Source organism: Paenibacillus sp. FSL R5-0486 (genome assembly GCF_037975155.1).
In the GTDB taxonomy this organism is placed as follows: Bacteria; Bacillota; Bacilli; order Paenibacillales; family Paenibacillaceae; genus Paenibacillus; species Paenibacillus amylolyticus.
Window position 1 is genome coordinate 4,805,191 of record NZ_CP150237.1, and the last position, 15,091, is coordinate 4,820,281.

At 46.1% G+C, this 15,091-nt stretch carries 14 protein-coding genes; 2 read left to right on the top strand and 12 right to left on the bottom strand.

Annotation, left to right across the window (positions count from 1 at the left end; genetic code table 11):
- Positions 1–26: 26 nt before the first annotated feature.
- The 6 genes from MKY01_RS21420 to MKY01_RS21445 all read right to left on the bottom strand — a co-directional run bounded on the left by MKY01_RS21420 (position 27) and on the right by MKY01_RS21445 (position 6,143).
- The gene (locus MKY01_RS21420; protein ID WP_282320787.1) at positions 27–596 is read right to left on the bottom strand and encodes a DUF3221 domain-containing protein; all 570 of its coding nucleotides are present in this window, start codon (positions 594–596) and stop codon (positions 27–29) included.
- 126 nt (positions 597–722) lie between these two features.
- Positions 723–1,052 (bottom strand): hypothetical protein, encoded by a 330-nt coding sequence (locus tag MKY01_RS21425; RefSeq protein WP_282320786.1) that lies wholly within the window; start codon positions 1,050–1,052, stop codon positions 723–725.
- 231 nt (positions 1,053–1,283) lie between these two features.
- Positions 1,284–2,999: an ABC transporter ATP-binding protein gene (locus tag MKY01_RS21430; protein ID WP_076250814.1), complete on the bottom strand. Its 1,716-nt coding sequence runs from the start codon at positions 2,997–2,999 to the stop codon at positions 1,284–1,286.
- 44 nt (positions 3,000–3,043) lie between these two features.
- On the bottom strand, positions 3,044–4,075 hold the full coding sequence (locus MKY01_RS21435) for an iron ABC transporter permease (RefSeq protein ID WP_036674863.1): 1,032 nt from the start codon (positions 4,073–4,075) through the stop codon (positions 3,044–3,046).
- Between the two features lie 2 nt (positions 4,076–4,077).
- On the bottom strand, positions 4,078–5,133 hold the full coding sequence (locus MKY01_RS21440) for an iron ABC transporter permease (RefSeq protein WP_036614761.1): 1,056 nt from the start codon (positions 5,131–5,133) through the stop codon (positions 4,078–4,080).
- A gap of 272 nt (positions 5,134–5,405) precedes the next feature.
- Positions 5,406–6,143, bottom strand: coding sequence for a glycerophosphodiester phosphodiesterase (locus tag MKY01_RS21445; protein ID WP_127550803.1), 738 nt, complete (start codon positions 6,141–6,143; stop codon positions 5,406–5,408).
- A gap of 231 nt (positions 6,144–6,374) precedes the next feature.
- Here MKY01_RS21445 and MKY01_RS21450 point away from each other — a divergent pair, with 231 nt between their 5' ends.
- On the top strand, positions 6,375–6,641 hold the full coding sequence (locus MKY01_RS21450) for a hypothetical protein (RefSeq protein WP_036674861.1): 267 nt from the start codon (positions 6,375–6,377) through the stop codon (positions 6,639–6,641).
- A 218-nt stretch (positions 6,642–6,859) separates the two neighbouring features.
- On the opposite strand, the gene MKY01_RS21455 is transcribed toward MKY01_RS21450, so the two are convergent.
- The 5 genes from MKY01_RS21455 to MKY01_RS21475 form a co-directional block, all read right to left on the bottom strand.
- The gene (locus MKY01_RS21455) at positions 6,860–6,988 is read right to left on the bottom strand and encodes a hypothetical protein (protein WP_255319930.1); all 129 of its coding nucleotides are present in this window, start codon (positions 6,986–6,988) and stop codon (positions 6,860–6,862) included.
- A 120-nt stretch (positions 6,989–7,108) separates the two neighbouring features.
- Entirely contained in the window at positions 7,109–7,693 is a 585-nt protein-coding gene (locus MKY01_RS21460; protein ID WP_017687370.1) for a TIGR00730 family Rossman fold protein, read from the bottom strand.
- A 421-nt stretch (positions 7,694–8,114) separates the two neighbouring features.
- Positions 8,115–8,534, bottom strand: a complete 420-nt coding sequence (locus tag MKY01_RS21465) for a hypothetical protein (protein WP_017687369.1) — start codon at positions 8,532–8,534, stop codon at positions 8,115–8,117.
- Between the two features lie 19 nt (positions 8,535–8,553).
- On the bottom strand, positions 8,554–9,222 hold the full coding sequence (gene ung, locus MKY01_RS21470; protein ID WP_282320785.1) for a uracil-DNA glycosylase: 669 nt from the start codon (positions 9,220–9,222) through the stop codon (positions 8,554–8,556).
- A gap of 241 nt (positions 9,223–9,463) precedes the next feature.
- Positions 9,464–10,684 (bottom strand): MalY/PatB family protein, encoded by a 1,221-nt coding sequence (locus MKY01_RS21475; RefSeq protein WP_282320784.1) that lies wholly within the window; start codon positions 10,682–10,684, stop codon positions 9,464–9,466.
- 250 nt (positions 10,685–10,934) lie between these two features.
- Between MKY01_RS21475 and MKY01_RS21480 the strand changes: the two genes are divergently transcribed.
- Positions 10,935–11,642, top strand: coding sequence for a helix-turn-helix transcriptional regulator (locus tag MKY01_RS21480; RefSeq protein WP_017687366.1), 708 nt, complete (start codon positions 10,935–10,937; stop codon positions 11,640–11,642).
- Positions 11,643–11,787: 145 nt separating this feature from the next.
- Here the strand turns inward: MKY01_RS21480 and MKY01_RS21485 are convergent, their stop codons facing one another.
- Positions 11,788–14,709, bottom strand: coding sequence for an insulinase family protein (locus MKY01_RS21485; RefSeq protein ID WP_339283448.1), 2,922 nt, complete (start codon positions 14,707–14,709; stop codon positions 11,788–11,790).
- Between the last annotated feature and the right edge of the window lie 382 nt (positions 14,710–15,091).

The following is a 15,091-nucleotide window of genomic DNA, read 5'->3' on the forward strand; positions in this document are numbered from 1 at the left end:
ATGTGCAAAATCATAAACTCCCTCTGTTACTCTACTGGCTCTATATCCTCTACTCTGATCTCAATTTCATCTTGATTCTTCGTTGTTGACATCGCGTCTCTTATGCGAATCGCCCACGTTCCTGCATCCTGATAGAATTGTACATCTTCAATCACAGGAACACGTACTTTTTCTCCATCTGGTGAATATAGTCCACCCCGAATTGCGTCCGCCTCACTTAGATGAGCACCATCCGGTGCTACTGGACAAGATACCGCTATCTTTTCTGCTCTGGCCTGCCCAGGATAAGGTTCATTTTCCGGGCCTCCATCCGTCCAGACTTCAACATAAGAGCCGATCTGCGGATCAGGCGCATTGGAGAACCATTTTGCCGGATAATACCGATTTCCTCCTCCGTTCGCACTGAAATCTTCATATGCAGGATCAACCACAAGAATGGAATTGTCTTTGCGTTCAACCACATAACCAGTGAAACCATCTTCACTTGGTGCATTCGCTTGAGTCTGCACAGAGTTGCATTCGTTTGATCCAGAACATCCCGTAAGGCATACGATCAGGATTGAGAGAAATATAAGGATTCGACGAAGATAGGTCATATGTAAATCCCCCTTTTAACAACACCTCTTCCTAAATTTAACGTTCCATATCAGGTTATTGTTGCAAATATAGCCTTTAGCTCACCCTTAACTTTCTGACGTGCTCAGCACGATCAACCCAAATATTCACTTCTTCATATCCCTTTTGTACACATACCTTCCCCATACCACCAACGCCGCACACAACAAGATCACACAATAAGCCCATACAAAAAACATGGCAAGCCCCAACCCGATGTTGGCATCCAGGCGCTTATCAAAGATCTCTGTGTATAGTGAAAAACCGAGTGGCACGGCGCCAACAATGAAAAGTCCAATGGACCATCCACCCCCGCGTCGGAAACCGGACCCCGCACGAGTACTGGAAAGTTTGCGAATCCCTTGAGTCAGTAGCCACCAAATCAGAATAAATAATAGACAGGTTATAAGAATTTTCAGCATATCGCTCAACTGCATATCGTGTACCTCCTATATCTTGCAAGATGATGAACATATCTTACACGTTAAGTGTTCTCTTTACTATATTACCCGTTTCCACATCCATGATCACAGGCAGATATGAGCACAGTATCCCTGACCCACAATTGATCATGAAAAAGAAAAAAACGCCAACGTCCTGACTCCTTCCAAGTCAAGAACGATGGCGTTACTTCTCGTATTTACATTGTTACATCCACATCGAATAGGTTACGCGCCAAACTGCGCATAGTGAAGGCGGCTGTACACCCCACCTGCTGCGAGTAATTCTTCATGACGCCCCTGCTCCGTAATCCCTTGTTCAGCAACGACAATAATGCGGTCTGCATTTTTGATCGTAGCCAATCGGTGAGCAATAACCAGTGTGGTCCGGCCCTCGGACAGTTCAGCAAGGGATTGCTGAATCGCCGCTTCCGTTTCTGTATCCAGCGCGGATGTGGCTTCGTCCAGGATCAGAATTGGCGGGTTTTTCAGGAACATACGTGCAATGGACAAGCGCTGTTTCTGTCCACCGGACAGCTTCACGCCGCGTTCACCAATTAACGTATCCAATCCTTCCGGCATCGATTGAATCAAAGGTTCCATCTGTGCACGTCTGGCGGCCATCCAGATTTCTTCTTCGGATGCATCCAGCTTGCCGTAGGCAATATTCTCCCGAATGCTTCCATCGAAGAGGAACACGTCCTGTTGTACAATCCCGATATGACTACGCAACGAGTCTAGTGTCATATCCTGTATCTCCTGCCCATCGATTGTGATGCGACCTTCCAGCACATCATAGAACCGCGGCAGCAGACTGCATAGCGTTGTTTTACCTGCCCCCGATGGACCGACAAGCGCTACAGTTTCACCTGCACGTACGTTTAGATCAATACCTTTGAGAACAGGTTCCTGATCGGAATAACCAAAGGTCACTTGCTCATAACGGATATCTCCACGCAAATGGGATACCGTAACGGCTCCTGGACGATCTTCCACATCCGGTTCCATATCGAGTAGCTCCGTATAACGTTTGAAGCCTGCAATCCCTTTTGGATACGTCTCAATAACCGAGTTGATCTTCTGGATCGGTGTCAGGAACACATTGGACAGCATAATAAATGCAATGAACTGACCGTAGGTCATACTGCCTTGAATGACAAACCACGTTCCGCATACCAGGACAAAGAGGGATACCAACTTCATCAGCATATAACTGACAGAGGAGTTCCAGGCCATGATTTTGTATGCGATTAGTTTGGTCTGACGGAAACGACCGTTGTTCACAGCGAATTGTGCTTTTTCATGCTCTTCATTAGCAAAAGCCTGAACAACACGGATACCTGTAATATTGTTCTCTACGCGAGCGTTGAAGTCCGCAATATCACCAAACATTCGGCTGAATGCCTTGGACATTTTGCTACCAAAGTAGAGCGACAGATAAATAATCAGCGGTACGATGATAAAGGTTAACACCGCCAGATTCCCGTTAATACTCATCATGATGCTGAATGCACCAATTAGCGTCATGACCGCGATAAATACATCCTCTGGACCATGATGGGCAATCTCACCGATATCCATCAAGTCGTTAGTCATGCGGGACACGAGGTGTCCTGTTTTTGTATTATCGAAGAAACGGAACGATAACTTCTGCACATGATTGAACAGACTTTTACGCATATCCGTCTCAATGTTAATACCGAGCTTGTGTCCCCAATAAGTAACCACGAAGTTGAGAAATGAATTCAATAAGTAGATGCCGAGCAATGCCAGACACGCCCATAGAATCCAGTCCCAGCGGCCGCCTGGCAGCAGATCATCAACTACCCGGTTGACCGCCAGTGGAAATGCCAGCTCCAGCAGGGCGACTAAAATCGCACAACTGAAGTCAAGAATAAAGAGCTTTTTGTAAGGCCTATAATAGGCAAAGAAACGGCGAAGCATGGACTGAAGTCCTCCTTATGCAATCACACAATGATGATTACGTTCTATTTCGTCTTGCTTAAGAGGTACAGGAAGTATGGCGCACCAATAATGGCAACCAGGATCCCCGCAGGAATCTCCGAAGGCTGCAGGATGACACGACCCAGCGTATCTGCAACCAGCACAAGCAATGAACCAATCAGCGCAGATGCGGGTAACAGGAATTGATGTTTTGGACCCACCAGACGACGTGCCAAATGCGGTCCGATCAGACCTACAAAACCGATCCCCCCACTCACAGATACACATGAGCCAGCAAGTCCTACAGCAGCCGCAAGCAAAATCAGTCGCTCACGCTCAACCGGAGTCCCGAGTCCGCTTGCAGTCTGGTCCCCCAGATTCAGTACGTTCAATACACGTGCCTTATACAGAACAAGCGGGACAAGAATAATAAGAAACGGTAGCAATGCCGTTACAAATTTCCAGTTCGAACCCCAGATGCTGCCTGCCATCCAGGTAGCTACAAATTGATACTTTTCCGGACTAAGCCGTAACGTAAGTACGATCATGGCAGAACTGATTCCCGCCGCTACCCCGATCCCCGTAAGTAACATACGAGTAGGCATAATGCCCTCTCCTTTTTTGTAAGAGAGAACATAGATCAGAAATGCAGCAAAACCGGAACCGATCAGGGCCAGAATTGGCAAAAGAAATACCGGCGCTGCTGTCGTTGTCGGGAAAAAGGAAACAAATAACATGACGACCAGACCAGCACCTGCATTAATCCCCAGGATCCCCGGATCTGCCAATGCATTCCGAGATACTCCCTGCAAAATACAACCAGATAACGCAAGTCCGGCCCCGACCAGCACCGAAATCACAATACGTGGCAGACGGAATTCAAACAGGATCAATTCCTGTTTCGCCGTGCCTCCACCAAACAGGGTTCGCAACACCTCAAGCGGCGAAAGCTTGGTAAAACCTGTGTTCATGCTCACCACAAAAGCCGTAATAATTAATAGGGCAAGCACAATGAGGACAATCGTACTCTTGGTTCTCTTCTTGCGCTCTGCTCCAACAATTGTTGAGGATTCCATCGTTACAGAGTCCTCCTTTCTTTACGCGCCAGATACAGGAAGAATGGTACCCCGATGAGGGCAACCAAAGCGCCAATTGGCGTCTCGTACGGCGGGTTAATCATACGTGCAGCCAGATCCGCAAATACAAGCAACAGACTGCCCATCACAGCGGAACATGGAATAATCCAGCGATAATCTACCCCAACCAGCTTCCGCGTGAGATGGGGAATAATGAGTCCAACAAAACCGACCGCACCCACCACGGACACAGCTGTACCCGCGAGAATCAGTACAACAATCAGGCCTATGAGCTTGATCAGCCCAGTACGTTGCCCCAAGCCCACCGCAATATCTTCTCCGAGACTAAGCAGAGTAATGGAACGGGAGATGAGAAGACCTGCGATCAGTGCCGCGAGTACCCAGGGGAACATGACCTCAAGTTGAGACCACTTCGTTCCGGCTACACCACCAGCTGTCCAGAAAGCCAAATCTTGTCCAATTCTGAAATATAATGCAATCCCTTCACTGAGTGCCGACAACATCGCAGATACAGCCGCACCTGCAAGCACAAGGCGTAGTGGTGTAAGGCCTGATTTAGAAGCTGCACCAAAACCATACACCAACAGGACACCAAGCCCCGCACCAAGGAAGGAATACATGATGATATACATAAATGGCAAGCCAGGGAAGAAGGCAAAACAAACTGCAAGCGCAAATCCAGCTCCTGCATTTAACCCAAGCAGACCTGAATCGGCCAGCGGGTTACGAGTCATGCCCTGCATGATCGCACCAGCTACAGCGAAACATGCACCTACCATTGCTCCTCCAAGGATACGTGGCAACCGAATCTCCCATATGATCTGATGTGGAGTCAGCTCAGGATTGAAGTCAAAGATGGCCTTCCAGACTACACTAAGCTTAATATCAGCAGCGCCAAAAGAAATGGACAACGCCATACCCAGAGCGAGTAGCAAAACTCCCCCTGTAAGAATAAGTGTGGCCGCCCACGGACGAGTGTGTATCTTCGCTGTGGGTGAATCCGGATTATGTTTTTCTGGTGAAGCTTGTGAACTCATACGCGCCCACCCTCGTTATGAGTGGAGCTGCTCAAACCTATGTACATAACAATCACCTCTCTATGAATACCGAACTTTAATGATATTGATTCTCATTCCCATAGACCATTGTAAGTGAATCCACCGGCTCTGGCAATGGACAAATAGGACATGTTTATTGCATATATGAATATTTGCACACAATTTCACACGCAAAAAGGCTGCGCAAGAGCCAAAAAGCTCGTACACAGCCTTATCATTGCATATGTAGAACATGTAAAATACAGACTCATTTAACGGGCATGTACCGTAAGTAAGGATGCCAGGACATCCGGAACATCGGTAATGATCCCTTGCACACCCATGTCAATCATGGCCTGCATCTCAGCAGGATCATTCACCGTAAATGGATAGGTAACAACGCCATGTGCAAGTGCAGCAGCAACATCTTCCTGTGTGACTGCCAGCTTGTAGGGATGAAGGCCGGTAGCTTCGAGTTTGGCGGCATAATCATAGGGTCGATATAACTTTTCCATATATAGAAGTGCTGTACGAATCTCCGGGGCAAGACGTTTACATCTCACAAGCGAAGCATGATTGAAGCTGGACAGCACGACCTGTTGCTCCAAATTCCAGTCCCGGATTGCCTGTATAACCTTCTCTTCCATCCCCTTATAACTCACAATACCATTTTTCAATTCCAGATTAAGCAGTGTTCCTTTCCCCTGTACCAGCTTGAATAACTCCTCCAGAGAAGGAATACGTTCCCCGGTAAAATCAGCATGGAACCAGGACCCCGCATCCCGTGTGCGCAATTGATCGTAAGTCGTATCCTTAACCCAGTCTTCTGCGCCGCCAGTTCGGTTTAACGTCTCATCATGAATCAGTACCAGTCTGCCATCACTCGTCATCTGCACGTCGGTTTCAATGCCTGTCGCTCCAAGCTCCAGACTCCGTTCAAAAGCGCTCATCGTATTCTCCGGGCATACGGCAGATGCACCGCGGTGGGCAATAATCTCCAAGTTCCTCATTCCAGCGCCTCCTGTGTTCAAGCTTCACTCTATGATCCTTACTATAAACACCGTTTGTTAGACCTGTATTAACAGAGCGTATAATGGGTTACCTGCTTCGCTGATACTAGCGAACGGGTTCAACATCTAACGGGCTGGGGATTCACTCATTTTTGCGAACTCAATCTGAAAATCGACATAACATAGTATGAACGATGGAAGCACTGAACTCCGTTATAAGGAGGTTGACTATTGAATCCCTCAAAGAAAAAATCGATACCTACGCGTCCTCACACATCCCAGTTACAGTCGGCTTCCAGGCTTTCCAGAACATCTGTCCATATCAAAAACAAATCCGGTAAGACGGCTAATCAGCGTTCTCTTAACTCCAGTTCACCCAACACACTGGATCAGCTGGCTATTGTTGCAGCAATACTCTCCTTAATTGCAGCCGCCATCGGGCTATATATCGCCTGGAAATCGTTAAGTAATCCGGATCAAACTGCTGTTGTGGTGTAAGCTGCTTGTTGTGCAGCTAATGGCTCAGGAGGCTCTCTCCTGCTTCTGACCTTATTCAGGGGCAGGTTTTTGCTTTTTCAATTACTCAACGTATGCTGGAAACGTCAAAAAACCGTTCCCCTGAAACGCCGGCATATACCGGCGTCTCTTTGGAAAGGTCATTTTTTATTCGGGCGCTGCCTCTGCAGCTTAATCCCCGTCCCGGGATACTGACCGAATTACAGAATGAATGTGCGAGAGATAATAACCAACAGAATGAACAATACCAGAATTGCACCTGTTGATGTCCATGCTCCACCACCGAAGCCTCCGCAATATCCGTAACCTGTACCTTTGAGTTCGCTCATGAGTGACACTCCCCTCTTCATCGAAGTACACTATAGACTATGTCCGATAGCGCAACTTGCTTGGGCAGATCGAAAATTCTCCCGAGGAACGAGTAGGTTCAGGCCCGTCTTCTTATGCACTCATTTCCCGTTGAGTTGTGACCACTTCTGAGTCAGCTCTGCAGGAATATAGGATGACATTTGTTTGATCAGTTCAGCCGGATCAGCTTCCAGACTCCATAGACTGAGATGGGAGGTATTGGAAAATCCTTCCTGTACGCTGTGTTCTACCATCTTCATCAGCGGTCCATAATACCCGTTGACATTCAATAAACCGACAGGCTTACGATGAATACCGATCTGTGCCCAGCACAGCACCTCGAATAGTTCTTCAAATGTACCCATACCTCCGGGAAGTGCAATGAATCCATCGGATAATTCAGCCATCGTAGCCTTCCGTTCATGCATGGTTCCCACTTCAATCAGTTGTGTGAGCCCTCCATGAACAACCTCGCCCCGGAACAATCCAGTAGGCATAACCCCGATTACCTCTCCCCCTTGCTCAAGAGCAGCATCGGCTACTGCACCCATCAAGCCCATGCAAGAACCACCATAGACCAGTGCATAACCACTATCAGCAATCTGTTTGCCCAGTTGAACAGCCTTCTCTGTATAATCGGGGTGATTTCCCGGATTGGAGCCTGCAAAAACAGCTATACGTTTCATTGGGTTTCACTCCTTCTCATGATCTTTTTAGATTGAACTAAAGAATATTTACACTTGCCACTTCGATGACAGAACAACCTTCCGATCGCTGTTATCCCCAGATTTTTTAATTCAATTTTACAAAGGTGAAAATCTGTTGATAAAGGCGAACGCTCCGCTTCTTCAGGTTATTTCTGCCCTCTACGTTCTCGTGTAAATGTTTAGTTCAATTTTCTATTTTAATAGTATACAACATGAATGTAATGGGTATGTACAACAGGTTAACAGAACCAATGGACAAAAAAAACCCGACCGTTTGCAGCCGGTCGGGCTCCCATTTCAATACACATCAATTTAGAAGGGGTTGTTATTACCTAATATACAGACCAAATATTAAATCCGTATGATCTTTGCATGAAATGAATATTAAATCTTCGTATAACTAACGTATCCCACGGCGTGAACGTACGACAAACATATGCTTGTCTTTACGAAGAACCCGACCATCTGCAAGTTCAACCTGATCCTCGTCATGACGCAGAATCGTCGTGGATAACGCTACAATTTTGGCCCGGCGCCAGATCATCACCTGTGACTTGAAATAGATCGCATTTTCGAACTGAATCGCCTTTTTCATCACATATCCAACCTTGTGCACTTCAGAACGTGCTTTCTTTAAGGGAAGACTCTCTTCGGGAAGAGGTCTGATCATTGCGATATTGTCAAACGATACCTTAATCCGTTTCGGTCCGATCCGTACACATTCCGCTTCTTCATCCCACTCGACCAGCGTTCCCTTTAATGGCTCCCGTATGCCTGTTGCACGATATACCGCTACTTTTCGTCCTATCCAATGTCGCAATGTTCTCACCTCCATCTGTCTAGTTTTCAGGTATCTTCCAATCGATCGGTTCAATACCTTTGGAGGTCAAGAAATCATTGGCTTTGGAAAAGGGACGACTGCCGAGGAATCCGCGATGCGCAGCCAGCGGACTGGGATGTGTAGACTCCAGTACCAGGTGCTTGTCCCTGTTAATAAATGCACCTTTCTTCTGGGCATGACTGCCCCACAGCATATATACCATCGGCTCTGAACGTTCATTCAACGCACGAATGACAGCATCCGTAAACGTCTGCCAGCCCAGTGCCTGATGGGAGTTCGGCTGACCTTCACGGACCGTTAGAACAGCATTTAATAGCAGGACTCCCTGCTGTGCCCAATGAACGAGAGATCCATGATTCGGAATGGGCAGGTCCAGATCCGCCTGAAGTTCCTTATATATATTTTTCAGAGAAGGCGGTACACGTACCCCCGGTCTAACCGAAAAACTTAATCCATGAGCTTGTCCCGCTCCGTGATAAGGGTCCTGACCAATAATAACAGCCTTAACCTGATGGTAAGGCGTCAGCTTCAATGCGGAGAACAGGTCTTCTTTGGGCGGAAAGACCGTCTGTGTTTTGTACTCAGCGGCGAGAGTGTAACGAATCTTGTTAAAATAGTCGGCTTCCGTCTCTTCCTGAAGCACCTTGTCCCAATCGTTTCCAAACATATGTATAGGCTCCTTTCCCCTGATGAATGCAGTTTCGTTCAGCCCAACTACTGGGCTCTACCTTCTGAGAGCCGCATGTCATGCAACTCATAGACTATCCACCATTTTAACATAACCGGGGACAGCAGACCAGAATTGCACATCAAGGTGTACGTTCACCTCGAAATAAATCGTATTCTTGCTACAATCAGTATACTCATACAAAAAAGTCACCTCGCTATTGCGTGATGACTTGATGACTTTATACTTGAACGGGCACCTCTTCTACTTCTTTCACAAGCACACTGCTGATTCTCCGTAACCCTTCCTGAAGGACAGAACGGGGACAAGCCAGATTCAACCGAATGCAACCCTCACCATTTGCTACAAACATATGACCATCTTCCAGCAACACACCCGCTTGCTCCGCGAAGAATAAAGGTAGACTTACATGCTCGGGAGCATATGCCGAGATATCAATCCAGGCCAGATACGTGGCATCTGGGATGTGAAAGACGGCCAGTGGCAGATGCTGCTTCACATACTGTTCTACGCAGGCGAAATTGGCATCTAGATACCCTTTTAATTGTTTCAGCCATTCATCACCCATTTCGTAAGCCGCTTGAGTGGCAGCAATGCTCAGTGGGTTTTTGAAACCATAATGGCGTGCCTGCCAGATGTCTCGAAGTGCTTTGTTCGGAATGATGACATTAGAGAACATCAGACCAGCCATGTTGAATGTTTTGCTCGGGGACATACATGTAATGATTCGATCCGTATCCGGGAACAGCTTTGCGAGTGGCGTATGTCTCTTACCCGTCCGCAGCAGATCACAGTGAATTTCATCTGAAATGACCCATACGTTGTTCCGCAGGCAGATCTCACCCACACGTTGTAACTCTTCGGTTGTCCAGACACGTCCAGACGGATTATGGGGGTTGCAGAAAATACATACCCTTACCTTCTCATCCTTCGCCTTGGCTTCAAAATCCTCAAAATCAACCGAGTAACGTCCCTGATCGTTGATCATATCCGAACATACCAGTTCAAGATCATTATGCTCCGCAGCTGACTTGAAGAAACCATAAGACGGGGTCACGATCAGTACTTTCTCATCCGACTGACAGATATATTCCACCAGTTCATACAAAGCGGGAATGATCCCGTTTGAGGTCTCCAAATGCTCCTGCGGGAAGGACCAGTCATAGTATCTTTTCATCCAGTTCGAGACAGCTTCGTAATACGCCGGATCAAACACCTGAGAGTAACCCATGATTCTACGGTCCAGACGTTCCTTAACTGCATCCAGAATCTCGGGAGGTGTGGCAAATTCCATATCTGCAATCCACATGCGAATGAATTCTTCATCTTTGAATGGAAAAGTCATGTCCTCTGTGGCGTTAAAAATATATTGACGGAAACCATCCGTATTCATCGCATTTGTTCCTGTGCGGTCGATAATCTCATCAAAGTTATATTTCATAGCTTCTGCTCCTCTATCTGCTTTACTTTTTCATTGTCGTTTCATGTCTTATTACACCTATTATTTCATGACGCAGGAATTGCATCAAATGTAATACAATCTATCCTGACGAAACAAATGAAGTTAATTGTTTCTCCAAAATAGGTATTTCAATGAAAAAGTGATATATTTCTCATATAACATCATTTTTATGAATGACTTTCATCATTTTCACGTACTCTCAAGAAACATTGCATAAGGAGAACCGTTTATGAACAATATCAATCAGGAAGTTGGCAAGAAAATACGAAACTTTCGGAAGTGGCGGGGACTGACCATTCAACAGCTTGCGGATCAGATCTTCAAAAGCAAGGGTACGCTGTCCAAATATGAGAGCGGAGATATTACACTTGATCTGGTCACGTTACATCATATTGCTAACGCGCTCAACATTCAGGTGGAGCAACTCTTGTACCAAGAACCAAGGCATGCATCTCCCCTGATGAATGCGGTCCCGTCCAGCTTTTTCAAGAACTCCACACGTTTCTATTCTTACTTCTATGATGGGCGTAACAACAGTCTCATTCGTTGTGTCATTGACATGATGGCTCAATCGGATGCCAACCGTTATCGCACCGTGATGTATATGAATGTGAAGGATTTTGAGAACTACCAAGAGTGCGAGAATATGTATTGGGGCCACACCGAGCATTATGATACACTCACCACGCTGATTTTGAAAAATCAGGCCACGCCGCTGGAGAACCTATATATTAATATTTTGGCGTCTTTTCAGGAATCGGAGAAAAAATGGGGACTGATGGCTGGAGTCTCGTTCAGACCTTTCATGCCTATCGCGCTCAAAATGTTATTCTCCAGAACCCCGCTGCCCGAGAATCAGGAGTTATATAATGAATTAAAAATCTCAAAGGAAGATCTGCGGACCCTGAAAATATACAACATGCTCGCTGTCACCTGAACAACGCAGTGTGTCACACATTCTCATATGGGATGGAGACAGTCCTTCCCCATTAGAAAAGGCACTTCTATAAGCTGTTGAAACCAGCTCATAAAAGTGCCTTTCGCTTTGCTGCCTATTCGACCCGGAAATAAGCGACTAATGCTTAGTTTTTAATTAAATCCAGCGTCTCGTCAAACATTTGTTTCTGTTCCTCAATTTTGTTCTCATTACCGATTACGCAGCGCTGTTGCTGTTCAAGTATGGCCGATAAGAGCTCAGCAAAACCGATAATGTCGCTTTCCTTCGTGCTTAACACTTCGTCACGTTCTTGTTGCAGATCCGCTTCAGTCACATTCGACAGATAACACTCCAGGGAGAATGCCCCTTCACCATAAGGTGTTCTCGGCGTATCAAGATCCTGGATCGCACCAATGATATAACGCGTCATTTCCCGCTCGTCTGCCCGGAAATCGGTCAAATATTGCGGTATCTCTTCATATACTTTGTACGTTTTATCCAGGTTCGGATCACGATACGATGCAACGTAGCTGTCTCCGTTCCGTCTGAAGCCTGACATACAGCCATAAGCTCCACCTTTGGCTCGGATATTGGTCCACAAGTAATCCAGAGACAGGATTCCTTGCAAGACTCGTAACGAACCGGTGTATTGATATCCTTTGTCGATATAATTGCCCGTTTGCACCACGTACTGCACCTCTGAAGGAGATCGGAATCCTTCCTTATGAGTAGCCGGTGTGAATGTAAATTCTTCCTTGGCAACCTCATGTGTGAACAGCTTCGCTTTCAGATCGGATACCTGTTGCTCCAGTCCTTCATATCCCTGCTCATCGGCAGTATAACTAACAAGCAAGTTCTCCGGTCTGAAAATATACCCCGTCAACTCTTGCAGGCTGGAAGATAACTCTTCTTTTCTCGCCTCAAAGTTCGCTTGAAGATCCTCAAGCCACTGGTAAGAGGCAATGCCACTCACAGCTTCTCTGAAATCCGCAACCGCTGAATGTTTGGACGAAGACCGGCCAATTCCCGCAGAGTGTCCGCTATTGATCAGATTACGTTGCAGGTTACCTTTCATCTGAGAGATGATCTCATATAACCGCTTCGAATTATCGAATTGGGAAGTGAACACGATTTCTTTGATCATATCAAAGGCAAATCCAAGCTTGTCATACAACACTTTTGCTTTGAACTCATAGGTAGCCTTGAATTCATTGTGCTTATGCGCGTTAGCATAAGATCCTATCCCGCTATGAATACCACCCGAATGGATATGGATTTCATTGGATAGTTCATTGAACGAGTAGTGTTGAGTATCCACGTAACCCAGTACATTTTTCAGCAATCCTGCATACGGCAGGAGATGACGTGGCACTTCTTTAATATCAAACAGCAGTCTCAGATAGCCAATTCCGTTGGTGTAGAGGTTATGATGGAGAATGGTTGTGCCGTCGACCTGGTTCACCGTTTGATGCAACGTAGAGGCCTTTGGTTCAATATCTTCAATCGATAACGTCGGAATGACCTGCTGCTGCTCTTTGGTTGAAGGTGTATTCTGATACTCGGCGAGTGCCTCCGTTTTCTGAATCAACGTCTGAACTTCTTCCTCACTAAGACCGGCCTGAATAGTTTTCAGACGTTCTTTCAACGCTTCTTCTTTGCGTGAATTCAACCCTTTGTCCGGTGTCAGGGCTACAAAGGAAGTATGTGTGTTCTGCAAAATATATTTCTCAATCAGTTGCTCGAAGTAACCTTCGTTCATTTTTGTCCGCAGTTCGGCAAATACGTCATTGGCTTCCAAATGAGTGAAAGGCGCTTCTTCATCGTACAACCAGCTTTGCAGGGAAGAGAATCCGTAGATCAGCCCCTTCGGCATTCTGCCATAGTCCGCTTCTCTATGATTGAACTCAGATGAGTTAATGCCTGCAAGCAGTGCCTTAGGATCAAAGCCTTCTTTTACCACACGCTCAAGCACTTCTTTGACCGTTCCCAGGAAATCCTCTTTGCTCGCCAGATTGCTCTTCTTCAGTCCCACAGTGAATACAGGTTGATACAGGCTGTCATCATACGAACCGTAGACATCCTTCGCAATTCCTTTGTCCAGCAAAGCCTGTTTCAATACCGCTCCCGGAGCGTTCAGCAGGGCGTATAAAAGAATTTGAAACGAAATGTTCAGTTCCTTGTCTAGACTTGTGCCGATCACTGCATTATAGGTCAAGAAGCTATTATCCACTTCCGATTCCGTACTTCCCGCAGAGTAAGTCTTAACCGTGTCTACCCGTTCTGCAAAGGCATGTTGAAGTTGAATGGCTGAATCAATATCGATTCGATCATATGCACTCAGGTAGTTCTCATCTAGCCATTGCAACTTCTCTTCCATATCCATATCCCCGTAGAGATAGATGTAACTGTTGGAAGGATGGTAGTATCTCGTGTGGAAATCCAGCAGCCCCTGATACGTTAAATCCAGGATAGCTTCCGGGAAACCGCCCGATTCACAGGAGTACGTTGTGTCCGGGAAAAGGGAGTTCAGCACTTCTCTGCGCACCATTCGTTCCGGTGAAGAAAAGGCCCCCTTCATCTCGTTATATACCACTCCGTTATAGGTTAACTCATCGTCGGCAGAGGCCAGATTATAATTCCAGCCTTCCTGCAAAAATATTTTTTCATTCTCATAAATATTCGTATTTAATACCGCATCCAGATAAATATCCATCAGATTGTGAAAGTCGTGATCATTACGGCTCGCGATCGGATAGATCGTCTTATCGGGATACGTCATGGCGTTAAGAAATGTATTCAATGAACCTTTCAGCAACTCAACAAAAGAATCCTTGGCCGGAAATTTCTTGGACCCACAGAGCACGGAGTGTTCTAGGATATGGGCTACCCCTGTATCATCTTCCGGAGGTGTGCGGAAGCCGATACTGAACACTTTGTTATCATCCTCATTGGACAAAAGTACAATTTGGGCCCCGGATTTCTGGTGTTCCAGCAGGTATGCATCGGATTTCAGTTCTTCGATTCTGCGCTCCTGTAACACCTTGTATGGTTTAAGCTGTTTCAACATGAATTGAGTTCCTCCGTCCATATGTTTGTTTTTATTTGTTTGTGAGCTTTCTATAAGTTCACATATGATTATTTACACTGGCACTCCGATGACAGAACAACCTTTCGATCGCTGTTATCCCCAGATTTTTTTGATTCCCTTTTGAAAGGGAAAATCCGGTGCTAAACGCGAAGCGTATGCTTCCGAAGCAGCTTTAACTTTCGGCTATGCTTCTTCAGGTTATTTCTGTCCTCTCCGTTATCGTGTAAATGTGTAGTTGAACCTATATCGTTCAGCACGGTAAAGGTAATATATGCCTATGGATAGTATACACCATTGTTCCGTCTCTTCATAAAAGCCAGTTAAAGAAATAGTACTTTGTATTGTTAAACCATTTCGGTTA